This window comes from bacterium (assembly GCA_024224155.1).
Classification (GTDB): domain Bacteria; phylum Acidobacteriota; class Thermoanaerobaculia; order Multivoradales; family JAHEKO01; genus CALZIK01.
The window spans coordinates 1-22947 of sequence record JAAENP010000433.1 but is presented as its reverse complement, the minus strand read 5'-3'; the positions used below and the strand labels follow the sequence as shown (position 1 = coordinate 22947).

16 protein-coding genes are annotated in these 22947 nt (G+C 62.3%); 10 read left to right on the top strand and 6 right to left on the bottom strand.

The window, feature by feature from the left end; all coding sequences use genetic code 11:
* Window positions 1–445: 445 nt before the first annotated feature.
* Complete coding sequence (locus tag GY769_21455) at window positions 446–1579, top strand: aspartate--ammonia ligase (GenBank protein ID MCP4204485.1); 1134 nt, start codon at window positions 446–448, stop codon at window positions 1577–1579.
* Between the two features lie 71 nt (window positions 1580–1650).
* Here the strand turns inward: GY769_21455 and GY769_21450 are convergent, their stop codons facing one another.
* Both GY769_21450 and GY769_21445 read right to left on the bottom strand, forming a co-directional pair.
* Window positions 1651–3369 (bottom strand): AMP-binding protein, encoded by a 1719-nt coding sequence (locus GY769_21450; GenBank protein MCP4204484.1) that lies wholly within the window; start codon window positions 3367–3369, stop codon window positions 1651–1653.
* A gap of 42 nt (window positions 3370–3411) precedes the next feature.
* Window positions 3412–5691 carry an NADP-dependent malic enzyme gene (locus GY769_21445; protein ID MCP4204483.1) on the bottom strand — a complete coding sequence of 760 codons (2280 nt, stop codon included), beginning with the start codon at window positions 5689–5691 and terminating at the stop codon, window positions 3412–3414.
* Between the two features lie 245 nt (window positions 5692–5936).
* Here GY769_21445 and GY769_21440 point away from each other — a divergent pair, with 245 nt between their 5' ends.
* Entirely contained in the window at window positions 5937–7298 is a 1362-nt protein-coding gene (locus tag GY769_21440; protein ID MCP4204482.1) for an alanine:cation symporter family protein, read from the top strand.
* Between the two features lie 63 nt (window positions 7299–7361).
* On the opposite strand, the gene GY769_21435 is transcribed toward GY769_21440, so the two are convergent.
* Window positions 7362–8192 (bottom strand): class I SAM-dependent methyltransferase, encoded by an 831-nt coding sequence (locus GY769_21435; GenBank protein MCP4204481.1) that lies wholly within the window; start codon window positions 8190–8192, stop codon window positions 7362–7364.
* Here GY769_21435 and GY769_21430 point away from each other — a divergent pair.
* The 8 genes from GY769_21430 (at window position 8191) to GY769_21395 (ending at window position 19052) form a co-directional block, all read left to right on the top strand.
* Window positions 8191–9171, top strand: a complete 981-nt coding sequence (locus GY769_21430; protein MCP4204480.1) for an NAD-dependent epimerase/dehydratase family protein — start codon at window positions 8191–8193, stop codon at window positions 9169–9171. The two genes, GY769_21435 and GY769_21430, sit on opposite strands and share 2 nt — an antisense overlap.
* A 108-nt stretch (window positions 9172–9279) precedes the next feature.
* Entirely contained in the window at window positions 9280–10551 is a 1272-nt protein-coding gene (locus GY769_21425; GenBank protein ID MCP4204479.1) for a citrate synthase, read from the top strand.
* A 95-nt stretch (window positions 10552–10646) separates the two neighbouring features.
* Window positions 10647–10904: a hypothetical protein gene (locus GY769_21420; protein MCP4204478.1), complete on the top strand. Its 258-nt coding sequence runs from the start codon at window positions 10647–10649 to the stop codon at window positions 10902–10904.
* Between the two features lie 165 nt (window positions 10905–11069).
* Complete coding sequence (locus GY769_21415) at window positions 11070–12104, top strand: extracellular solute-binding protein (GenBank protein ID MCP4204477.1); 1035 nt, start codon at window positions 11070–11072, stop codon at window positions 12102–12104.
* A 65-nt stretch (window positions 12105–12169) separates the two neighbouring features.
* The gene (locus tag GY769_21410; GenBank protein MCP4204476.1) at window positions 12170–13768 is read left to right on the top strand and encodes an iron ABC transporter permease; all 1599 of its coding nucleotides are present in this window, start codon (window positions 12170–12172) and stop codon (window positions 13766–13768) included.
* A complete protein-coding gene (locus GY769_21405; GenBank protein ID MCP4204475.1) occupies window positions 13765–14826 on the top strand; it encodes an ABC transporter ATP-binding protein in 1062 nt (353 codons plus the stop codon). Before GY769_21410 ends, GY769_21405 begins: the two co-directional genes overlap by 4 nt.
* A 434-nt stretch (window positions 14827–15260) precedes the next feature.
* Entirely contained in the window at window positions 15261–18056 is a 2796-nt protein-coding gene (locus GY769_21400) for a ribonucleoside-diphosphate reductase subunit alpha (protein ID MCP4204474.1), read from the top strand.
* A complete protein-coding gene (locus GY769_21395) occupies window positions 18057–19052 on the top strand; it encodes a ribonucleotide-diphosphate reductase subunit beta (GenBank protein MCP4204473.1) in 996 nt (331 codons plus the stop codon). It begins immediately after the preceding gene.
* A gap of 988 nt (window positions 19053–20040) precedes the next feature.
* Here the strand turns inward: GY769_21395 and GY769_21390 are convergent.
* The 3 genes from GY769_21390 to dapF all read right to left on the bottom strand — a co-directional run bounded on the left by GY769_21390 (window position 20041) and on the right by dapF (window position 22845).
* Window positions 20041–20496 (bottom strand): ribonuclease HI, encoded by a 456-nt coding sequence (locus GY769_21390; protein MCP4204472.1) that lies wholly within the window; start codon window positions 20494–20496, stop codon window positions 20041–20043.
* A 213-nt stretch (window positions 20497–20709) separates the two neighbouring features.
* Entirely contained in the window at window positions 20710–21939 is a 1230-nt protein-coding gene (locus GY769_21385) for a tyrosine--tRNA ligase (protein ID MCP4204471.1), read from the bottom strand.
* 42 nt (window positions 21940–21981) lie between these two features.
* Window positions 21982–22845 (bottom strand): diaminopimelate epimerase, encoded by an 864-nt coding sequence (dapF, locus tag GY769_21380; GenBank protein MCP4204470.1) that lies wholly within the window; start codon window positions 22843–22845, stop codon window positions 21982–21984.
* Window positions 22846–22947 lie beyond the last annotated feature (102 nt).

The following is a 22947-nucleotide window of genomic DNA, read 5'->3' as shown; positions in this document are numbered from 1 at the left end:
CCGCTGCGCGCTAACCAGCCGCGGTTGTCGAGAAGCTCTCCCGGGCGTTTGCGGCGAGCCCCCTGGCGCTACCAACGCCGGATCGGCCATGGATCCTCACGCTTCGCGGTCGTCCGCGGACGTGTCGCACCCGGCCGCTGAGCCATATCCTCGCCACTGTGCCTGAATGGCCAGCCGTGTGCCTCCTGGAGCGAAGCCTCTCCGTGCGAGCGGAAGGAGGGCACCGGCGGCCTACTATCGGACAGAGCGATCGAAGAGGCTCGCCGACTGGCAGGGCCACCGGAGGAGGCTCCGAGAACCAGTCGGGAGGGGACACGAAGGAATCGTGTCCCCGATTGCCCACCCTGCCGGGCTGGTGGTGTCCCGCACGGCAGGGGTTGGCAGGCGCGGGCGTCGAGTTGCTATGAAGTGACCGACAACACGACAACTATGGAGGTTTGAGACCGTGACACAAGCAAAACAAGCAGACCTGGCCGGCCCCGGCATCGGCAACTACGAAGATCTCGAGAAGATCCTGCCGCAAGACTACAGCTCGCCTCTGACGCCGATGGAGACGCAGCGGGCGATCTTCGCGGTCAAGCGAGAGATCGAGGACAACCTCTGCAAAGAACTCAATCTGACGATGGTTCAGGTACCTCTGATCGTCGACGTCGAAAGCGGCGTCAACGATATGCTCGACCGCGACGGCTCGCGCACTCCGATCGAGTTTCACATTTCAAACGATCGCGACCTCCATCCGATCGACGCGCAGGTGGTCCAAGCCGCCACGAAGTGGAAGCGCGTGGCGCTCAAGCAGTTCGATTGTGAGCCCGGCGAGGGCATTTGCACCGATATGAAGGCCGTGCGCAAGGATTACTTCCTCGATCATGATCACTCGGCCTATGTCGACCAGTGGGACTGGGAGCTCGCGATCACGGAAAAAGAGCGTACCCTCGGTTATCTAACCGAGGTGGTGCGGAAGATCTGGAAGTCACTGCGCGCCGGCGAAGCCAAAGCGTTGGAGCTCTTTCCGCAGCTCGGTGAGGCCGGCTATCCGCCCCTGCCCGAGGAGCTCGAGTTCCTTCACGCTGAGGAGATTCTCGCGCGCTATCCGGATCTGCCCAGAAAAGAGCGTGAGACGGCGATTCTTCAGGACTATCCGGCGATCTTCATCTACGGCATCGGTTGGCCGCTCGCGGACGGCTATCCGCATGAGATGCGAGCCGCCGACTACGACGATTGGGTCACCGAGACGACGTCCGCCGACGGGCGTCCCATGCACGGCCTGAACGGCGACATCCTGGTTTGGAACCCGGTGACCCAGAGACGTCACGAGCTCACCTCGATGGGCGTTCGCGTCAACGCCGAGACTCTCAAGACCCAGCTGGAGATGAGCGGCCAGCTCGATTTCCTCGAGTTTCCGTACCACCAGGCGATTCTCAACGGCGAGATCCCGCTTTCGATCGGGGGCGGCATCGGACAGTCCCGGACGTACATGTACCTGCTGCGCAAGGCGCATCTGGGCGAGGTCAGCGTGACGGTCTGGCCCAAGATCCTCAAGGATATGTGCCGGGATAAGAACATCCACGTGTTGGAGTAGTTGTCCGGAGCGAGCCTCTCCCATCTACTGATGGCTCGTGGAGAGGCGGCACCGGCGGCCTCTAAGGCGTCCTAGACCCCGACCGGCTCCTTGAAGGTCGGCCTGGCCTCTTCGATCTCACGGATGCGGAACTTTTGGATCTTGCCGGTGACGGTCATCGGAAACTCATCGACCAGTCGGACAAAGCGCGGCACCTTGAAGTAGGCCATGCCGTTGCGCACGAACTCCCGGAGCTCCTCGGGGTCGGCGGTCGCGCCGTTCGCGAGTTGGATCCAAGCCCCGAGCTCTTCGCCGAACTTCTCGTCGGTGACACCGAAGACCGCAGCCTGGGCGACCTTGGGATGGGTGGCGAGATAGGCTTCGATCTCCGCCGGGTAGATGTTTTCGCCGCCCCGGATCACCATTTCCTTGAGACGGCCGGTGATCGTGAGATAATCATCGTCGTCGAGCACTCCGAGGTCGCCCGAGTGCAGCCAGCCGCCCTCGTCGATAACCTCTCGGGTCGCCTCCGGAAGCTCGAAGTAGCCCTTCATGACGTGGTAGCCGCGGAAGCAGACTTCTCCGGGCTCCCCAACCGGGACGATCTGGCCGGTGGCGGGATCGACGATCTTGACCTCTTGATGAGGCATGTTGGTGCCCACGGTCTGGGTACGCCGTTCGAACGAATCCGACAGCCGGGTGATGTGGGTGGCCGGCGAGGCCTCGGTTTGGCCGTAGGCGATCAGGATCTCCTTGCAGCCCATTTCTCCGATCACCTGTCTCATGAGCTCGGGCGGGCATGGAGCACCGGCCATGATGCCGGTTCGCAGGCTGGTCAGATCGTAGTCGTCGAAGTCATCCCGAGCGAGCTCGGCGACGAACATCGTCGGCACGCCGTGGAGTACGGTGCAACGCTCCTGGTCGACGGCCGCCAGGGTCGCCTGGCTGTCGAAGTGGCCGGAGGGAATCACGATGGCAGCGCCGTGTGCGAGGCAGGCGAGGTTCGAGATCACCATGCCGAAACAGTGGTAGAAGGGCACCGGAACGCATACGCGATCGCGCTCGGTGAGCTTGAGCGCCTGGCCCACGAAATAGCCGTTGTTGAGAATGTTGTGGTGGGTCAGGACCACCGGCTTCGGAAAGCCGGTGGTTCCAGAAGTGAATTGGATGTTGATGGGCTCATCCATCTCGAGCTGCGACTCTCTTCCGAGAAGGCGAGCCAGGGGAATTGAGTCACCCATCTCGAGGACTTCGTCCCATAGATGGAAGCCTGTTCCGGGACGCTCGGAGTCCTGGAGCATGGACGCATCGGGGTCGAAGACTACGAGGTTGCGAAGGTCCGGCAGGCGATCGCAAGAGAGCCTTGTCGGCCGCTGGGTTCGGGCCTCGGGGCACAGCTCGAGAGTCATGTCGGTGTAGTGCGAGGACTTGAAGACGGGCATCAGGAACAGAGTGCCGACCTTTGCCGCGATCATTGCGTGCTCGAACTCGGCAACCCGGTTGGCGGGGTTGATGTTGACCAGCACCGCTCCGATGCGGGTGCTCGCGATTTGGAGCACGATCCACTCGACGTTGTCGGTAGCCCAAATTCCGATCCGATCACCTTTGCCGATTCCCAGCGCCAGCAGACCCTTGGCCAGTCGCTCGACCCTGTCGAAGAACTCTTGATAGGTGAGCCGAAGCCCCTGAGGAATCGAGACCACGGCGTCGTTGTCCGGATAGCGGTTCGCGACGTCGCGCAGGTGGGGGTAGATGGGAAGTCCGATCAGTGGCTGGTCGCCACCGATATGCACATAGGATGGTCTGTTCATCTCGAGTCCTTTGGTGGCGGAATGGCCGGCGGTTGTGCGCGCTCAGGCCACGGCGGGATGTTGCAGGGGAAGCTGCCTAGCGGCAGCCGCCTGTGCTTCGACCGAAGCTATGGCCGCCAGATAGACGATGTCTTTGGCCTCGCAGCCATGCTGGGTAACGTGCACCGGCCGCTTCATGCCGGTGAGGATGGGGCCAATGGCTTCGGCGCCACCCAGCTCTCGCAGCAGTTTGAACGCGGCGTTCGCCGAGTTGAGATCTGGGAAGATCAGGACGTTGGCTCGCCGGTTGAGGCGGCTGAATGGGAAGACTTCCTTTCTCAACTCGCGATTGAGCGCTGTATCGACCTGCATCTCGCCGTCGATAGCGAGATCGGGATAGCGCCGGCGCACGATCTCGGTGGCTTGGCGGACCTTGTCGGACTCGGGATGGCGGGAGCTGCCGAAGTTGGAGAACGAGACCATTGCTACGCGGGGCTCGAGGTCGAACCGCTGGGCGAACCGAGCGCTCGATATCGCGATCTCGGCCAGCTCTTCGGCACTGGGATCGATGTTGACCGTGGTGTCGGCAAAGAGAATCACGCGGTCTTTGAGCACCATGACGTGGAGGCCGTGGGCCTTGTCCGCCTCGGTTCCGATGATCTTCAGAACCGGTCGTAACGCGTCGGGGTAGTGCTGGTCACTTCCCGCCACGAGCGCATCCGCTTCTCCCAGGTGGACCATCATGGCTCCGAAAGCGATCGGATTGCGCATCTGCTCCTTTGCGTCCTCGCGAGTGACGCCTTTTCGCTGGCGCATGTGGAAGAGCTCGTTGACGAAGATCTCTCGTCTCGGAGACTCGTGGGGGTCGACGATCTCGACATTCTCGAGGTGCAGGTCCAGCTCTTCAATCAGCTTGTGGATCACCAGCTTCCGGCCGATCAGGATGGGTTTCGCGAAACCCTCGAGAGTGATGTTCTGCGCGGCCCGCAGGACCTTCTCGCTCTCGCCCTCGGCCAGAACAACTCGCTGCGGGTGCTCGTGGGCTCGGTTCATGACGAAACGCATGATGGCTCGTGATCTGCCGAGCCGACGCTCGAGCGACTCGCGATATTCGTCAATTGCAACCGGATTCTGTGCGACGCCGCTTTCCATCGCCGCCTTGGCGACCGCGACGGCCTCCTCGATCAGGACACGATGGTCGAAAGGCTTGGGGATGAGGTATTCGCGGCCGAAGTGGAGTCTCTGAACACCGTAGGCCCTCATCACCGAATCCGGTACGTCTTCCTTGGCCAGTTCTGCCAGGGCTCGAGTGGCCGCGAGCTTCATCTCCATGTTGATCGCGGTGGCGCGCACATCGAGGGCGCCACGAAAGATGAACGGGAAACCGAGGACGTTGTTGACCTGGTTGGGGTAATCCGATCGGCCGGTGGCCATGATGACGTCGCTACGAGCGGCGACGGCATCCGGGTAGGTGATTTCCGGATCCGGGTTGGCCATTGCGAAGACGATGGGATTCTTGGCCATGGATCGGACCATGTCTCGGGTCACGAGATCCGGACCCGAGAGCCCGACGAAAACGTCGGCGCCCACCAAGGCTTCAGGCATGGTCCGCAACTCGGTTTCGCGCGCGAACTCCTCCTTGAAAGGATTCATACCGTCTTTGCGGCCGGTGTAGACGACGCCGCGAGTGTCGCAGAGAATCAGATTCTCGGGCCGGACGCCCAGGGCGATGTAGTACCTGGCGCAGGCGATGCCAGCCGCTCCGGCGCCGCTGAAGATCACGCGCACGTTTTCGATCTTCTTGCCGGCAATCTCGAGGGCATTGAGAAGAGCCGCTCCGGAGATGATCGCGGTGCCGTGCTGGTCATCGTGGAAAACCGGAATCGACAGCGTTCTCTTGAGCGTCTCCTCGATTTGGAAGCACTCCGGAGACTTGATGTCCTCGAGGTTGATGCCGCCGAATGTCGGCTCCAATAGCTGGACGGTCCGAATGATCTCTTCGGGGTCGTGGCTGTCGATCTCGATGTCGAAGACGTCGATGTCGGCGAACCGCTTGAACAGGACCCCCTTGCCTTCCATGACCGGCTTTCCGGCGAGTGCGCCGATGTCGCCGAGGCCGAGCACCGCGCTGCCGTTTGAGACCACGGCTACGAGGTTGCCGCGGGCCGTGTAATTGAAAGATTCTTCGGCGTTGTCCCGGATCTCCAGGCATGGCTGGGCAACTCCGGGTGTGTAGGCGAGTGACAGGTCGCGCTGGGTCAGGCAGGGCTTGGTCGCTACTACTTCGATCTTTCCGTGCCGGCCCGCAGAGTGGTACTCAAGGGCTTCTCTTTTTGGGATCATCTCTCCCTCCTCTACCCCATAGCAGACTCCTCCTTCGCCGCCTGGGCAACACTCGACGGGGTGAAGCTCGGACCGCCTCGTAGGGTGGGAGCCAGGAATCGGGCGTCGCGAGAGTGGCCTGCGGCGGGTCTCCTGCACCTGGCAGGAGCGCGTTCGCGCTTGCCAAGGGCCACCGTCGAATCTCCGATTTGCTACTCTCCTGAGCGCTCAGATAAGAAGAATCCCGCTCCCGGAGGGAGGTTTCTGTGTTCGACCAGGTTTCCGAATGGCTCAGCCAGGCCAGCAATTTCGTCTGGGGGCCGTATCTGCTGCCGCCGTTGCTCCTTCTGACCGGCCTCTACTTAACGATCCGGCTGCGCGGCCTCCAGTTCACCAAGCTCTGGCATTCGCTCTATGTCGGTTTGATCGTGCGCAAGGAGCCCGGCGCGAAAGGAGACATCTCGCACTTTCAGGCGCTGATGACCGCGCTCGCGGCGACCGTCGGAACCGGGAATATCGTCGGCGTGGCCACGGCGATCGCACTCGGCGGCCCCGGTGCGTTGTTCTGGATGTGGATGACTGGGCTCCTCGGCATGGCTACCAAGTTCGGCGAGGCGATGTTGTCGGTCAAGTACCGCACCACGGACGAGCGCGGCGAGCAAGCCGGCGGGCCAATGTATTACCTGGCCAACGCCATCGGTTGGAAGCCCCTGGGCAGGTTTCTGGGGTTTCTGTTCGCGCTGTTCGCCTCCTTTGCGGCCTTTGGTATCGGAAACATGGTGCAGGCCCACTCGGTAGCGGACTCGTTGCACGACTCCTTCGGCATTTCTGTAAAGGTGACTGGGCTGGTGATCGTGATTGGAGCCGGCGCGGTGATCCTGGGAGGTATCAAGTCGATCGGGCGTTTCACCGGTGTTTTCGTTCCGTTCATGATCGTCGCGTACATCGCCGGGGCCGGATTGGTGCTGATTCGCAACATTGCCGAGATACCTGAAGCGTTAGCTCTGATCTTCAAGAGCGCTTTCAGCGGCACCGCGGCGACCGGTGGTTTCGCCGGAGCCGCCATGGCTCAGGCGATCCGGTTCGGCGTCGCGCGCGGGATTTTCTCGAACGAGTCCGGCTTGGGCTCAGCGGGGATCGCGGCCGCGGCGGCGCAGACGAAACACCCGGTGCGCCAGGCCCTGGTCTCGATGACCCAGACGTTCATCGACACCATCGTCGTCTGCTCGATGACCGGCCTGGCGATCCTGGTTACCGGGGCCTGGAGCTCGGGCATGAACGGTGCTCCGCTGACTCAGCTGGCATTCCGAACCGGCCTCGGAGGCGACTGGGGCGGCTGGATCGTGACCGTCTGCCTTGCGATGTTTGCCTTCTCGACCATTCTGGGTTGGAGCTACTACGGCGAGAAGAGCATCGAGTATCTGTTCGGCAGCCGTGCCATCTGGCCCTACCGGCTCGTCTTCGTCGTAGCGGTTTACTTCGGCGCCGTGCGGAGCCTCGATTTCGTGTGGACGGTGTCCGACATGATGAACGGCTTGATGGCGCTCCCCAATCTGGTCGGTCTGTTGCTCCTGAGCGGCGTGCTGGCGCGGGATACCCTGGCGTACTTTCGCGAGGCGGGCGATTGATGCCGGGAGCCGCCAACCCCGATGTGCCGATCCGGCGGCAGCGAGCTGCCGCCGGCGGTTGAGTCACTTTGCGTGCTGCCAGAAGAGCTCGGCGTCAAACCTGAGACGTACCTGGCCGCCCTGCTGGTGTTCAGCGAACAGCCGATCCATCGCGTCGAGCATGTCCGAGTGGCGCGCATCGGCCTCCGAGGGCATGTACGAGGCCGAAAGGACCCGCAACCGAAAGCCGTCGTGGTCGAGTGTTTGATGGTTATCGAACACGGCTCGCCCAAGCGGTGAGCCGGGGAAGAACGCACCCAGCCGCTCTCGGACTGCGTAGGTCTCTCGCACCGCGATGTAGTCGGTCGCCCAGCGTTCCAGGAACCTCTCGTACGCCTCGGCGAAAGCCGTGCCCGAGACTCGCCTCGAGTTCCAGACCCAGGCGACGGTACCGCCCGGTCGCAAGATCCGGGTTGCCTCGATTCGTGTTTTCTCGAAGTCGAACCAGTGAAAGGCCTGTGCCGAGACCAAGAGGTCGATCGAGCTCGCGTCGAGCCTGGTGTCCTCGGCGCTTCCAGCGATGCTCTCGAAGCGGGGCCAGCCCGACAGGCTCTTCTCGGCCGCGGCTCGCATTTCGGCGTTCGGCTCGACGCCTGCCACCGCATAGCCACGGCGCAGAAGCTCGCGGCTGAAGATCCCGGTACCGCTGCCGATCTCAGCAATCCGGTCCGTGTCCGGCCTGCGTCCAGCTAGCAGCCGGTCGTACAGGGCGGCGGGATAGCCAGGGCGACTCCTGCCGTACGCGTCGACTCGGTCGCTGAACCTCATGTGCGCGTTGAGATCAGGATTCATGATCGAGCTCGGGATGGCCGCGAGGTAGATCCCTCCAAGCTTCGAGAGTATCCTCCACGGCATGCGCGTTTTCATAACCGGCGGCACGGGCTACATCGGTTCGTCTTTGTGCCGGCGCCTGAAAGAGAGCGGCCACCAAGTTCGCGCGCTGGTGCGCTCGACCAGCAACACGGCGGCGCTCGAGGCGATCGGAGCCGAAACGTTTGTCGGCGACATCACCGATCGTTATTCGATGCGCGAGGCCATGTCGGGAGCCGATTGGGTAGTGCACGCCGCGGCGGAGCTGGATTTCCGCGCGCCCATGGATCGGATCGAGGGCGCCAACGTGGCCGGCAGCGAAAACGTCGCGTCGTTGGCCTTCAAGCTGGGGGTCGGCAGGGTTCTTCTGCTGTCATCGATCGCCGCGTTCGGCAGCAGTCCGAGCGACGGTTCTCCGGTGGCGGAGAACGCGCGGATCGAGCTGCCTTTTCCGAGCGCCTACGGCGCGACCAAGCACGCAGGCGAGCAGGCCTTTGCCGCGTTGGCCGATCGGGGCCTCGCAGTCAATGTCGTCTATCCGAGCTTGGTGTATGGACCTCCGGGGAAGCGGGGCGGCCTCAACGCGATGTTTGGTGCCATCATCGAGGGCCGTCTCCCGGCGATCGTCGGTGGCGGGCAGATTACGCGCTGGGTGTACCTGGAAGATCTGGTTACCGGCCTGCTCAAGGTCATGGAGCGCGCGCGGCCAGGACGGGACTATCTGATGACCGGCGACGCCTCTCGGCTTGGCGAGGTCGTCGAGAAGGTGGCTGAGTTGGCCGGCGTCGAGCCGCCCAAGCGACGCATGTCGGTCTGGCGTGCCAGATTGATGGGGCGCGTGTTGAATCCGCTATTCACTCTTCGCGGCAAGCGGCCGCCGATCAACATGAGCCAGCTCGAGAGCTTGCGGCGGCACTGGAACTTCGAGGACGCCCGAGCCCGCGCCGAGCTCGAGTGGGGCTCGAGGCCTCTCGAAACCGGATTGCCGGAGACCGTGCGGTATCTCACGAGCGATTCGCAGTGACGATTGCTGGCGAATTCGATCGCGTTGCGCAATGGTGACCTGGGCGGTAATATTTTCATCACGCTCCCGCCTCTTTTCGGGCTGGAGCTTCATTGAAAAGGTGGAGAGATGAGCAGCGCGAAGGTCATTCTCGACGGCAACGAGTACGAGCTGCCGATTACGGTGGGCTCGGAGGGCGAAGTGGGGGTCGAGATTCGATCACTTCGTAAACTCTCCAAAGCCGTGACCCTGGACGAGGGCTACGGCAACACCGGCTCCTGCAAGAGCGCGATTACCTTTATCGATGGCGAGAAAGGGATCCTGCGCTACCGGGGCTATCCGATCGAGCAGGTGGCCGAACATTCCACCTTCGTCGAAGTCTGCTACCTCCTGATCTTCGGAGAGCTTCCGACTTCGGACGAGCTCGCGGAGTTCAGCAGCGCCCTCACCCGGCACACACTTCTTCATGAGGACATGAAGAAGTTCTTCGAGGGCTACTCGTCGTCGGCCCATCCGATGGCGATTCTCTCGTCCATGATTGCCTCGCTGTCGACATACTATCCACCGACCACCAGAGAGACCCTGGACGTCAACATCCTCCGGCTACTCGCCAAGGCCAAGACCATTGCCGCCTTCTCCTACAAGAAGTCGATTGGGCAGCCGTTCATCTATCCGCGCAACGACCTTTCCTACACTCAGAACTTCCTCCACATGATGTTCGCCAACCCGGCCGAGCCCTACGAAGTGCCGGAGGTTCTGGATCACGCCCTGCGTCTGCTGCTGATTCTCCATGCCGATCACGAGCAGAACTGCTCGACCTCGACGGTGCGCATGGTGGGTTCGAGCGAAGCCGACCTCTTCGCGTCGATCTCGGCCGGCATCAACGCTCTTTCGGGCCCGCTCCATGGCGGCGCCAACCAGAAGGTGATGGAGATGCTGCGCCGGATCCGAGATGACGGCAGTAACTATAAGAAGTACGTCGAGCTGGCGAAGGACAAGGAATCCGATTTTCGACTGATGGGCTTCGGACATAGGGTCTACAAGAACTTCGATCCCAGAGCCCGAATTCTCAAGGAGGCTTCCAACCGAGTTCTCGACGAGCTGAACCTCGACGATTCGCTGCTCGACATCGCACGGGCTCTGGAAGAGGTGGCGCTCGAGGACGATTACTTCATCGAGCGCAAGCTCTATCCCAACGTAGACTTCTACAGTGGCTTTCTCTACCGGGCGATGGGTATTCCAACCAACATGTTCACGGTCATGTTCGCCCTCGGGCGGCTGCCCGGTTGGATTGCCCATTGGAAGGAGATGCGCGAGGATCCGAACGGGCGCATCCATCGTCCGCGCCAGATCTACACGGGCCAGACCGAGCGTGAGTTCGTTCCCGCCGACCAGCGTTGAAAGCGAAAGCGGATAGCTCCGAAGCCGGTGCTCCCAAGGAGTCGGAGCACTCTGCGCTTTCCAAGAGGAGGAAACTGCCAAAGCTCTCGCTGGGCATGCGGGTGGTTGCATTCGTTCTGGGCTGGGGATTGGTTCTGGTGGGGGTCGCGGGCTTGGCGCTACCGGGCATACAGGGGATCTTGACTCTGCTCGCCGGGACGGCAGTCCTGTCGGTGGTCAGCGAAACCGTCTACCGGCTCTTGCGGCGGGCGTTTCGGCGCTGGCCGAAGGGCTGGAAGCGGGTCAGAGGCTTTCGCCAGCGGGTTCACGGCTGGTTGCATCGCGATGAGCCCAAAGAACCGCCGGCCGAGTGATCGTCGCCCGGCGGACGAGACTTGAAACGACCTGGGTTGAGCAGAGAGCCGCGTCACGATCGGCCGATTGACAAATAGGACTAATTTTGTCCAGAATCCTTCGCCCTGGGCTCGCCCGAGGCTTTTTGGCCTCTGGGGAGGCTTCGAAAGTAGATGGAGTCTTCGATGTCGCGCGTTGCCGGAGTTGTCAGAGCAGTGGCTTGGGTGCTGCTCGTGACCTGGCTTGGATGCGCGCCGGCCGCCGAAGAGGCCGAGCTTCGCGATGGCGCCCCGAGCGAGCGCAGTCTGGTCGTCTACTCGGGCCGAAGTGAGTCACTCGTCGGGCCGTTGCTCGAAGCAGCCGAGCGGGAGACTGGGCTTCGGATCGAGGTGCGCTACGGCGGTACCTCCGAGCTGGCCGCGACGATTCTCGAGGAGGGCCATAACTCGCCGGCGGATCTGTTTTTCTCACAGGACGCGGCGGCCCTGGGGGCGCTTTCGCGCGCAGGGCGCCTGAAGGTCCTGGCGCGCGAGCTGCTCGATTCCGTTGCACCCGAGTTTCGGTCGAATCGAGACGACTGGGTGGGCCTTTCGGGGCGAGCCCGCACGCTCGTCTATGAGCCCTCGCGGATCGCCGAAGACGAGCTACCCCGGTCGCTCGAAGCGATCGGCTCGAAGAAGTATCGCGGCCGGTTCGGGCTGGCTCCGACCAATGGCTCGTTCCAGGCACACATGGCGGTCTACCGGGCGGTGAACGGCGCCGAGGCACTCGATGCACTGCTCACGTCCCTGGCCTCGAACGACCCCCAAGCGTTCCCCAAGAACAGCGCCATTGTCGAGGGCGTAATAGCGGGAGAGATCGATTTCGGCTTGGTCAATCACTACTACCTGTGGCGGGCCCGGAAGGAAGATCCAACGGTGACCGCTCTCAATTACTTCGTTCCTGAGGGAGAGGCCTCGAGCTTCGTCAACGTCGCGGGCGTAGGAGTGCTCTCCGACGCGTCCGAAGCTCACGCGCTGGTCGAGTATCTGCTCTCGGCGCCGGCTCAGGATTACTTCGCTCGGGAAACCTACGAATATCCGCTGATCGACTCGGTCGCTCCCTCGGTCGACCTGGTGCCCCTTTCCGAGGTCCGCGCTCCAGGGGTCGACTTCGCCGAAGTCTCGGCGGTCTTCGAGGAGACGCTCGGCGCGATTGATCGCAGCGGCTTGATTCGCTGACGGTACGAGATTCCATTCGAGATGGCCAGCCGGTGAGGAGTCAGGCTAGAGGTCTTTCGCTGGAGGTGTCGGCCGCACCGTGGCACAAGGCGTCGCCGGCGCTTCTTTGGACCGCTCTCGCGGCCTCGGCAACGGCTGTCGCCGTCAACCTGCCGCTGGCCTACATTTTCGTGCGCGCTGCCGACGCTGGTTGGTCTCGCTACGCGCAGATTGTTTTTTCGCAGCAGACCGTGGCTCTTCTGACTCGCACACTCATGCTTGTCGGAGGCGTCCTGGGTCTGGCGGTTCCGCTGGCCGTGGCGCTTGCCTGGCTGGTGACGCGAACGGACCTTCCGGGGCGTCGCGTGTGGGCGGTGCTGGCATCGCTACCGTTGGTTCTTCCTTCCTACGTCGCCGCCTTTGCCTGGGTGTCGATCTGGGGGCCCAAGGGTTTCGTGCAAAAAGCCCTCGCTCCCCATGGAATCGATGCGCTACCTTCCTGGGCTTACGGCTATTCCGGGGCCTGGTTGGTGCTTGCCCTGTTCACCTATCCCTACGTCTATTTGCTGGTGGTGGCCGGGCTTTGCAACGTGGACCCCGCCACCGAGGAGGCGGCGCGAAGTCTGGGCAGAAGACCCTGGGCGGTATTTGCGACCGTCGTTCTACCCCAGCTCAAGCCGGCTCTGTATTCCGGCTCCCTCCTGATAGCGCTTTACACCCTGAGCGATTTCGGCGCGGTCTCGATCGTCAGGTACAACACGTTCACTCTGTCGATCTACAACGCCTATCGTGGATTGTTCGATCGCACCGTGGCCGCCTCGCTGGCGACGGTCCTCGTGCTGCTGACGGTAGGGCTGATCATCGTCGAGACTCGGCTTTCGGCGAATCTGCGCAGCTCACGGACGAGGCCGTCGCGTCCTCCGGAGCAGGTGCCACTGGGACGCTGGCGCCTGCCCGCCACCCTCGCGGTTCTGTTGCTCGCGGCGGTGAATCTGCTCGCCCCCTTGGCCGTTGTCGTGCATTGGGCAGTCAAAGCCCTGCGGCTTGGTAACCCGCTCGGAGCGGCCGGCGAGGCGACGCTCCGTTCGCTGGGCGTTGCCGCGTTGGCGGCTGTCGCCGCCGTGGTCCTTTCGCTTCCGGCCTCGATCTGGGCGATGCGCCACGGTGGGCGCCTGGCCCGCCTCGCGCTCGGGATGACCTACAGCGGCTACGCCCTTCCGGGGCTGGTCATCGCGCTCTCGCTGGTTTTCTTTGCGACGCGGCTGGCGCCGCCTCTCTACCAGACCGTATGGCTGCTGCTTGTGGCCTATGTAGTTCGCTTCCTTCCCGAAGCGGTCTCTGCGACTCGGGCGTCACTGCGGGCGCTCGCCCCGGTCTTCGAGGAGGCCGCGAGGTCGCTGGGTGGTGGCTCCTGGACGGTACTGCGTACGGTAACGCTTCCGTTGATCCGGCCGGGTCTGTTGGCGGGCGCGGGGCTGGTGTTTCTGACCACCATGAAGGAGCTGCCGGCAACCCTGATTCTGCGTCCCACTGGTTTCGAGACTCTGGCGACGCGTGTGTGGACCGCGGCCTCCGAGGGCATTTACTCCCAGGCCGCGCTTCCGGCGCTGGTCCTGGTTGGGGCTTCGGCGATACCGGTCTACTTTCTGATCGTTCGCCCGGTGCTCTCGGAGCGCCCAAGATGACCAGCGTCGCCAGCGAGTCGGCGCCGGTTCTCGAGATCCGCGGTTTGGTTGTCGCCTACGGCAACGTTCCTGCCGTTCGGGGCGTCGACTTCGCGCTTCGCGAAGGCCGGATCGCGGCACTCCTGGGTCCGAGCGGTTGCGGCAAAACGACGCTGCTGCGTTCGGTTGCCGGTTTCGAGAGACCGAGCGCGGGCACCATCCGCTTGGCCCAGAGGATGGTCTCGGGCCGGGAGGTGTGGACGAGGCCCGAGGATCGACAGATCGGCATGGTGTTTCAGGATGGAGCCCTGTTCCCGCACCTGACGGTCGTCGGAAACATCCTCTACGGGATTCGCGGCCAGGCGAACGCCAAGGAGCGTGTGCGCGAGGTTCTCGCCCAGGTCGGCCTCGAAGGTCTGGGCGAGCGTTTTCCGGACCAGCTTTCGGGTGGCCAGCAGCAGCGGGTCGCTCTCGCCCGAGCGCTGGCGCCGCGACCTCAGATCATCATGCTCGACGAGCCTTTCGCAAATCTCGATGCTTCGCTGCGCGAGCGGGTGAGACAGGAAGTCCGGTCGGTGCTCGATTCGACGGGGATCACGGCCATCCTGGTAACGCACGATCAAGAGGAAGCGCTCAGCTTCGCCGACGAGGTCGCCGTGATGGTGGACGGGAGGATCCTGCAGGTGGGCACCCCCGAAGATGTCTACCACCGGCCGGTCTCGCCCGAGGTCGCGAACTTCCTGGGTTCGGGGCACCTGATCCCTTGCGAGGTGTCAGCCGGCAGGTTTCGCTCGAGTCTGGGCGAAGCGACCTGCAAGACAACGGACGGCCCCGGGCTCGTCTTTCTGCGGCCTGAAGACTTGAACCTGGTTCGCTGGCTGCAGGGAGAGGGCGCAGCGGGCACGGTGATCGAGCGTCGCTTTTTCGGACACGATGTGCTCGACACCGTTCGGTTGGCGAGCGGAGAGACCGTCGAAGTCAGGTCTCTATCATCGACGACGGTGCCCGTAGGAAGCCCGGTTCACTTGACGCTTCGGGAGCGAACCTACCGGGTCTTTCCGCTCGACGCCGAAGCCTAAGAACGGGGCGCGAGAGGTGTTCGGAAGTCGCTCGAGAATCGGCCGCTCTCGGACGAGGCCGAAGTCGGCCGAAGCCGAGAATCGGCGACTCCGGGGACTTCGAAGACGTTGGGCTAAATGGCGATTAAATCAGGGACTTTTTCCGCCGGTCCGATTCGTGAAAACTCGCAGTTCCATGAAACCACAGGATCTTGTGGTTGCCTTGACAGCGACGACTACATCTTGTACTTTCGCCCGCGCCTCACGACAGGACTAGGAAGGCGAGAATCGGTTTTTCCGGAGCCCGAGGTCCTTCCTGATCAGTCGCTCAGGGCTCGACCGGGAAGGGGAGGTGCGATGGGGAGTTTCTTTCTCTGAGACGGAGTATTGGCCGACCCTATCCGAGGGCGGTCTTCGGAGGGTTTCTTGGGTTTCGAGGTTCAGTGGAGACGAGAATGGCGGCGATGAGAGTAGTCAAACGAACCGGAGAGATTGCGGATTTTGATGAGGAGCGGATCCGAACCGCGATTCTCAAGGCGGTCGAAGCACGCCGCGCCGAGTTGTCCCATCGCGAAGTGGATGAAGTGCTCGGGAGCGTCGTCGAAGACATCGACGGCCGATTCAACGAGTTCTATCCGAACGTCGAGAACGTCCAGGACATCGTCGAGAAACAGCTCGTTCTCAAGGGGCACTACGAGATTGCGAAGGCCTACATCCTGTATCGTGACCAGCGGAGCAAGGTTCGGGACCAGGCAAAGCGGCGAGCGATCGAAGACGCCCGTCTCGGCAAGCTGACGGTCGAGAAGCGTGACGGCCGCAAAGTCCTCTTCAACTTCAAGAGAATTGAAGAGACGATTCGGCGGCGGGCCGCCGACCGGATTGACGACATCGACACCGCCGCACTGGTGCGCGAGGTCATCAACAATGTATATGACCGCATTCCGACCTCGCAAATCGACCAGGCTTTGATCCTGGCCTCGGCCTCATTTATCGAGAAGGACCCTGCCTACAGCTTCCTGGCCGGCCGGTTGCTACTTCAGAAGCTCGGCAAGGAGGTGGTCGGGCGCTCCTACACCGACGAAGAGGCCGACGAGGAATACCGGGCGAGTTTTCTGAGGGGGATCAGCCTGGGCATCGAGCACGAGTTGCTCGATCCGCGGCTCGGCGAATTCGATCTTCAGCTCCTGGCCGCGAGTCTCAAGCCCCGGCGCGATGACAACTTCGAGTACCTCGGCCTTCAGACTCTCTACGATCGCTACTTTCTGCGCCATGACGGCAGCTGCTTGGAGGTGCCTCAGTCGTTCTGGATGCGGGTGGCTATGGGGCTGACGGTCGAAGAGGAGCAGCGCGAAGAGAAGGCGCTGGATTTCTATGACCTCATGTCGGGGCTCTACTACGTGCCTTCGACACCGACCATGTTTCACTCGGGCACACTGCGGCCGCAGTTGAGCTCGTGCTACCTCACGACGATCAAGGACGACCTCGACCACATCTTCAAGTCCCTCGGTCAGAACGCGCAGCTCTCCAAGTGGTCGGGTGGCCTGGGTAATGATTGGTCCAATATCAGGGCGACCGGCGCACCGATCAATAGCACCAAGGTCGAAAGCCAGGGTGTGGTTCCGTTTCTGAAGATCGCCAACGACGTCACCATGGCGATCAACCGAAGCGGCAAGCGCCGTGGTGCCACGTGCGCCTACCTCGAGACCTGGCACTATGACATCGAGGATTTCCTCGACCTGCGTCGTAACACCGGTGACGAGCGCCGGCGGACTCACGACATGAACACGGCCAACTGGATTCCCGATCTGTTCATGAAGCGGCTTGTCGACGAGGCCGAGTGGACTCTGTTCTCGCCGGACGAGGTCAGCGACCTACACGAGCTTTATGGCAAGAAGTTCGAGGAGCGCTATCTCGAATACGAGGCCATGGCAGAGAGAGGCGAGATCAGGCTGTTCAAGAAGGTCCAAGCGCTCGATCTCTGGCGCAAGATGCTGACCATGCTGTTCGAGACCGGGCACCCCTGGATGACCTTCAAGGACGCCTGCAACGTGCGCTCACCTCAGGACCACGTCGGGGTCGTACACAGCTCGAACCTTTGCACCGAGATAACACTCAACACGTCAAGCGAGGAGACCGCCGTCTGCAACCTGGGTTCGGTCAACCTGGCCCGTCACGTGGGCGCCGACGGCGTCGACCGCGAGCGCCTGACCAAGACCGTGAAGACCGCGATGCGCATGCTCGACAACGTCATTGACATCAACTTCTACCCGACCCAAGAGGCTCGAAACTCGAACCTAAAGCACCGTCCGGTGGGCCTCGGGTTGATGGGGTTCCAGGATGCGCTGTACAAGATGGGGGTCGCTTTCGAGTCTCCCGCGGCGCTCCAGCTGGCCGATGAGACCATGGAGCTGATCTCCTACAACGCGATCCTCGGCTCCTCGGAGCTGGCGGCAGAGCGGGGCGCGTACCCCTCGTACAAGGGCTCCAAGTGGGACCGTGGCCTGTTTCCTCTGGACACCCTCGACCTGCTCGAGAGGGAGCGCGGCGTGCCGGTCGAAGCGTCACGCGGCTTGAGCCTGGATTGGACGCCTGTTCGCGAGAGCGTTCGCCGCAACGGCATGCGCAACTCGAACACCATGGCGATCGCGCCGACCGCGACGATCTCGAACATTTCGGGCTGTTTTCCGTGCATCGAGCCGATCTACAAGAACATTTACGTCAAGGCCAACATCAGTGGCGAGTTCACGGTCGTTAACCAGTATTTGGTAAACGAACTGAAGGAGCTCGGGCTCTGGGACTCCGACATGCTCGACCAGCTCAAGTATTGCGACGGTCAGGTCTCTCTGATCGATGAGGTGCCCGCCGAGCTCAAGACCAAGTACAAGGAGGCTTTCGAGATCGATCCGATCTGGTGCCTCAAGATGAGCGCGGCTCGAGGCAAGTGGATCGATCAGAGTCAGTCCCACAACGTCTTCGTGAAAGGCACCTCCGGCAAGCTGCTCAATGACGTCTACATCTCCGCATGGAAGCTCGGCCTAAAGACCACCTACTACTTGAGATCTCTGGCCGCGAGCCAGATCGAAAAATCCACCCTCGATGCGTCGACCTACGGCTACACCCAGAAGCGTGAGTACGCTGCGATGGAGAAAGCCTCCACGGTGGTTGCGCCAAGTTCAGTGGCGGCGACTAGTGCGACCGATGAGCCGCAGCTCTGTCGGATCGAGGACTCCGAGTGCGAGGCTTGCCAGTAAATGGGAATCATCAACAGTTCGAAGACCGACCCCAACAAGATCCTTCCGATCACCTATAACTGGGCCCGGGAATACTACAAATCGGGAGTTGCCAACAACTGGACTCCCGAGGAAGTTTCGATGCAGAAAGACATCGAGCAGTGGAAGTCTCGGCATGTGCTCTCGGAGACCGAGCGCCGGATGATTATCTGGAATCTGGGCTTTTTCTCGACCGCGGAATCACTCACCGCCAACAACATCGTGCTGGCGGTGTACAACCACATCACCAACCCCGAGTCCCGTCAGTACCTGCTGCGCCAGGCCTACGAAGAGGCCATCCACACGGATACTTTCATCTACTGCTGTGACAGCCTGAGTCTCGATCCGGAAGACATCTTCAACATGTACAAGACGATTCCGTCCATCGACGAGAAAGACACCTTTGTCGTCGATTTGACCAAGAGCGTCTTCGACCCGACCTTCACCACCGAAGGCACGGAGAACATCCGGAAATTCGTGCTCGACCTGGTCGGTTTCTACGTCTTGATGGAGGGCATCTTCTTCTACGCAGGATTTGCCATGATGCTGGCGCTCAAGCGCCAGAACAAGATGATCGGCATCGGCGAGCAGTTCGAATACATCATGCGCGACGAGAGTCTCCATCTCGCCTTCGGCTGCGATCTCATCAATACCATCAAGAGGGAAACCCCCGAGATCTGGACCAGCTCGTTCAAGGACGAGATCGTAACCCTGGTCGAGCGCTCGGTCGAGCTCGAGAAGAAGTACGCCTTCGATGCCTGCCCCGAAGGCCTTCTCGGAATCAACCCGGAGAAGTTCGCCCAATACGTCGAGCACATCGCGGATCGCCGCCTCGAGCGAATCGACCTCACCAAGCGTTACAACCGGGACAACCCGTTCCCGTGGATGTCCCAGGCGACGGATCTGGCGAAGGAGAAGAACTTCTTCGAGACCAGAGTCACCGAGTACCAAACGGGCGGCGCCCTCACGTGGGATTAACCGGACGAGATCACCTCGTCTGCGTCGTTGCGCGGCCCTCGGGCTCCTCAGCGTAGTCCGGCTACGCCTGCGTCGCCCTCGGGACCGCGACGCCTAGCATCCGAGGCAATCTCGCCCGGTTATCTCCCACGCGAGAACGGGCGATGCACGCTTCGGGCGTGTTCGACTCACTTCAAACATACCTGCGGAGCAAGATAGGTAGCATTAACATCATGGACGGTGCGGGACTGCTGGCCACGATTGCAACAGCGCTTGCTGTTCTGGTGGGCTCCGTCGCGATCTCGCGGCGGCTTCCCAGATGGTCGTTCGCGTTCTCTTCGCTTTCTGCCTGTTTGTTCTTCATATCGACCCGGGCCGCCTTGGACTTGGGCGGACTCTCACCCCCGCAGGTGACGACAATTGCAGCTCTGAATGGCTGCTGTTTGGCATTCGCGGTCATCTTCATCGCCTTCCAGTTGCGTGCGTTCTTTCCGGGTCCGAATCTGACCAAGAAGGATAGAGAGAGGGTTGAGAACCTGAGAAACTGGGTCAGCTTTCTTGTTGCTCGTTTGACGTGGGAGCGAATCTTGACAACTCAGGAAAGCCGGAAGCTCCCCGAGGGGTCTACTGCGGCCCTCGAGAAGATCGGACGACGGGAACTCGTAAATCAGGAAGCGCCCAAGATCAGACTCATGGCTGCGGGAATTAGTCATCTAGAGCCGCGGCAGCCAGCGGGGACTCCAAGGGCACGGTCACAAGCGGTTAGGTAGTTCGGTGAATCTGGCCTTCTGACGGTACCTAAGGCTCTTGGCAGTCGTAGCCGCTCTCGGCGACCAGCCGGCCAGGGGCGTCGGCGCGAGCGCTCGGGCTAGCAGATCGGAGGCCGGGATCGGTTTGCGCGAAGCGATGCCGAGCCGAGGGCCTAGACCCCCGCAGTCCGAGAAGCCCGAGGCGTCCCCTGGCCTGTTGTGTCGCCGATGCGGCGACATGTTTGATAATCGCCCGTCCGTCAGACGGAGTCGCGCATCCAGGCCGTGGCCAAGCTATCCGCGTACTCGTTCCAGCGGTCGCCGGAGTGCGCCGCGATCCAGACGAGCTTGCACTTGGGATGGGCCCGGTAGAGAGCCAGGAGCTCTTTGACCAGATCGAGGTTCTTCAAGGGCTCGCCTTTTCGCTTCCAGCCCTTCTTCTCCCAGTTGGGCGCCCACTTGGTGATGGTGTCGATGCACAGGCGGCTGTCGCAGTGGACCGTGATCTCGGCATCCTCGGGCAGGGCCCGGTAGGCCTCGATCAGCGCCGTGAACTCCATCCGGTTGTTGGTGGTGTGGGCCTCGTGGCCATGGCTCTGGGCACGAACCGCGCCGTTTTCGACCCATACCATGCCCCAACCGCCGGGGCCGGGGTTGGGGTTGGCGCTGCCGTCGGTGAAAACGCCCGATTCGGGTCCGCTCTTGTACTTGGCCAGGACCTCGGCGATCGTCAAATTCTCTTCGGTCCGCGTGGAGTTTCGTTTCCTGGTTCTCGAACCCGAGCCGGCCTCCCGCTTTTTGTTGGGCGAGTGCTCACGGCAGTACTTCGGCTGCCAGCCGGGGTACTTGTCGAGTGCCTGCTGGGGCACTTCGAACTGGACCTCGCAGACGGTGCAGGTGAACTTGGGCACGGGCTCTGCTACTCGTTCTTACCCGGCTGAGCGAACGGTCAGGTTCAGGAAGCGCCGTTTTCCGATTCGCACGAGGTACGGCTCGGACCGGGGAGCGAGAACCGCAAACGGGTCGGTCTGTTTCTCACCGTCAATCGAGACCGCGCCCTGCTCGATCAAACGTTGCGCCTCGCGGTTGCTGCCGGCGAGGTCTAGTTTGGCCAGGGCTTTGCCCAGCGAGATCTCGCCGTCATTGCTTGCACTGGGCAGCTCGTTTGGGAGTCCGCCCTGAGCGAAGATCTTGTCGAACTCCGCCGCGGCCCGCTCGGCCTCTTCAACGCCTCGATAGCGCGCGGTCAAGCGCCGTGCCAGCTCCTGCTTGACCGTCTTGGGGTGTTGACTGCCGCTTGCGACCTGCCGCTTTCGGTCCTCGATGGCCTCTTCGGGCTCGTCGGTCAGGAGCAGGAACCAGTCCCACATGAGGGAGTCGGGGATGGACATGGTCTTGCCGAAGATCTCCGACGCTTCCTCCTCGAGCCCAATGGCGTTACCCAAACTCTTGGACATCTTCTCGACGCCGTCCAGGCCGACCAAGAGTGGGACCGTGAGAATGCACTGGGGCTCGAGTCCCTCTTCCTTCATCAGGTCGCGACCGACCAGCAGGTTGACTAGCTGGTCCGAGCCGCCGAGCTCGACATCGGCATCGAGGGCGATCGAGTCGTAGCCCTGGAGCAGAGGATAGAGAAGCTCGTGTATCGAGATCGCCTGGTTGTCACGAAAGCGTTTCTTGAAATCATCCCGCTCCATCATGCGCGCCAGCGTGTAGCGCCCGGCGAGCTTGATGAGCCCTACCGATCCGAGCGCGTTCAGCCATTTGCCGTTGTAGCCGATTTCCGTGCGCTTCCGGTCGAGGACGTGAAAGACCTGCTGGGCGTAGGTCTCCGAGTTCGCCTTGACCTCTTCGGCCGTGAGCTGGGGACGGGTCGCCTTCTTGCCCGTCGGGTCGCCGATCATTGCCGTGAAATCGCCGATCAGGAAAATCACCCGATGGCCGAGAACTTGGAAGTGCTTCATCTTACGGAGGAGCACGCTGTGACCGAGATGGAGATCCGGCGCCGACGCGTCGAAACCGGTCTTGATGGTCAGCGGGATGCCGGTTTCGCGAGACCGCTCGAGCTTGCGGCTGAGCTGGTCCTCGTCGATCAGGTCGACCGCGCCGCGGGAGATGAGTGCCATCTGCTCATCGACGGGCGGAAAGGCGGTCGACATCGGTCGGGCAGCTTAGCACGCGAGAACGGGTTGCTCGCCGTCCTAGTCGCTCCACAGGGGCGGGTCGGGAAGCAAAAGCGCGCCCGCGGAGAGAACACCTTCGGCGACCAGGCGAGCGTCTCCGGCCAACGTCCAGGCCTCGATCGATCTCTCGGCCGTAACCGAGCCGCTTACGACGAGCTCGAATCCGCCACTGGTGAGTGCTTTGAGAGGCAGGCCGGCCCGACTCAGCTGAACCGCGACCGCCGCCGCCGCCAGCACACCGGTTCCGCAGGCCAGGGTCTCGCCCTCGACACCTCGTTCGAAGGTCCTGATCTCCAACCGGTCGGGTCCCACGACGCGGACGAAATCGACGTTGGCGCCGGCGTCGAAGTGGTGAGAATGACGAATCTCCGGACCGAGCTCGTTCACTGGCGCTCGAACCAGGCTCTCCGGCCACTCGAGCACAAAATGCGGTACTCCGGTATCGACGAACCAGCCGCGAAGCTCTTCTCCCGCGAGCTCCACGGTCTTCTCGACCGCGCGTTCGGGCGGTGGTTCCAGGGCGAGCGCGATCTCGAATTCGGCGGTTCGCTCGGCATCGATCTCACCGGCGCCGGTGACGACCGTCACTCGATCGTCGGCCCAGCCGAGGTGAAACGCCAGCAGGGCGGCGCAGCGTGTGCCGTTTACGCACAGACGGGCCAGCGTACCATCGCCGTTGAAATAGGTCATTCGAACCGAAGGAGCCGCGGTATCTGGCAATGGCTCGATCGAGAACGCACCGTCCGCACCCAGAGAGTGACCCCGCGCGCAGAGTGCCTCGACGTGGCTCGGAGTCAGGAAGTCCGGATCCCGGACCGCGATGAAGTCGTTGCCGCCGCCGGACATCTTGAAGAATCGGACGCCGGTCGGTTCAGGGCGCATCGGGCGCTAGGGAATCCGAGCCACGACGCTGCCGCTCGGCTCTCCCTGGTTGCCGACGCGATCGACCGCGGAAACTCGGTAGTCGTAAGTCGCACCGGTCTC

What these genes read in the sequence shown, in the direction of transcription:
- GY769_21450 (MCP4204484.1), bottom strand. Translation starts at nt 3,369, where the DNA reads ATGAACAGACCATCCTATGTGCATATCGGTGGCGACCAGCCACTGATC.
- GY769_21445 (MCP4204483.1), bottom strand. Translation starts at nt 5,691, where the DNA reads ATGATCCCAAAAAGAGAAGCCCTTGAGTACCACTCTGCGGGCCGGCAC.
- GY769_21430 (MCP4204480.1), top strand. Translation starts at nt 8,191, where the DNA reads ATGCGCGTTTTCATAACCGGCGGCACGGGCTACATCGGTTCGTCTTTG.
- GY769_21435 (MCP4204481.1), bottom strand. Translation starts at nt 8,192, where the DNA reads ATGCCGTGGAGGATACTCTCGAAGCTTGGAGGGATCTACCTCGCGGCC.
- GY769_21425 (MCP4204479.1), top strand. Translation starts at nt 9,280, where the DNA reads ATGAGCAGCGCGAAGGTCATTCTCGACGGCAACGAGTACGAGCTGCCG.
- GY769_21420 (MCP4204478.1), top strand. Translation starts at nt 10,647, where the DNA reads ATGCGGGTGGTTGCATTCGTTCTGGGCTGGGGATTGGTTCTGGTGGGG.
- GY769_21415 (MCP4204477.1), top strand. Translation starts at nt 11,070, where the DNA reads ATGTCGCGCGTTGCCGGAGTTGTCAGAGCAGTGGCTTGGGTGCTGCTC.
- GY769_21405 (MCP4204475.1), top strand. Translation starts at nt 13,765, where the DNA reads ATGACCAGCGTCGCCAGCGAGTCGGCGCCGGTTCTCGAGATCCGCGGT.
- GY769_21400 (MCP4204474.1), top strand. Translation starts at nt 15,261, where the DNA reads ATGGCGGCGATGAGAGTAGTCAAACGAACCGGAGAGATTGCGGATTTT.
- GY769_21395 (MCP4204473.1), top strand. Translation starts at nt 18,057, where the DNA reads ATGGGAATCATCAACAGTTCGAAGACCGACCCCAACAAGATCCTTCCG.
- GY769_21385 (MCP4204471.1), bottom strand. Translation starts at nt 21,939, where the DNA reads ATGTCGACCGCCTTTCCGCCCGTCGATGAGCAGATGGCACTCATCTCC.
- dapF (MCP4204470.1), bottom strand. Translation starts at nt 22,845, where the DNA reads ATGCGCCCTGAACCGACCGGCGTCCGATTCTTCAAGATGTCCGGCGGC.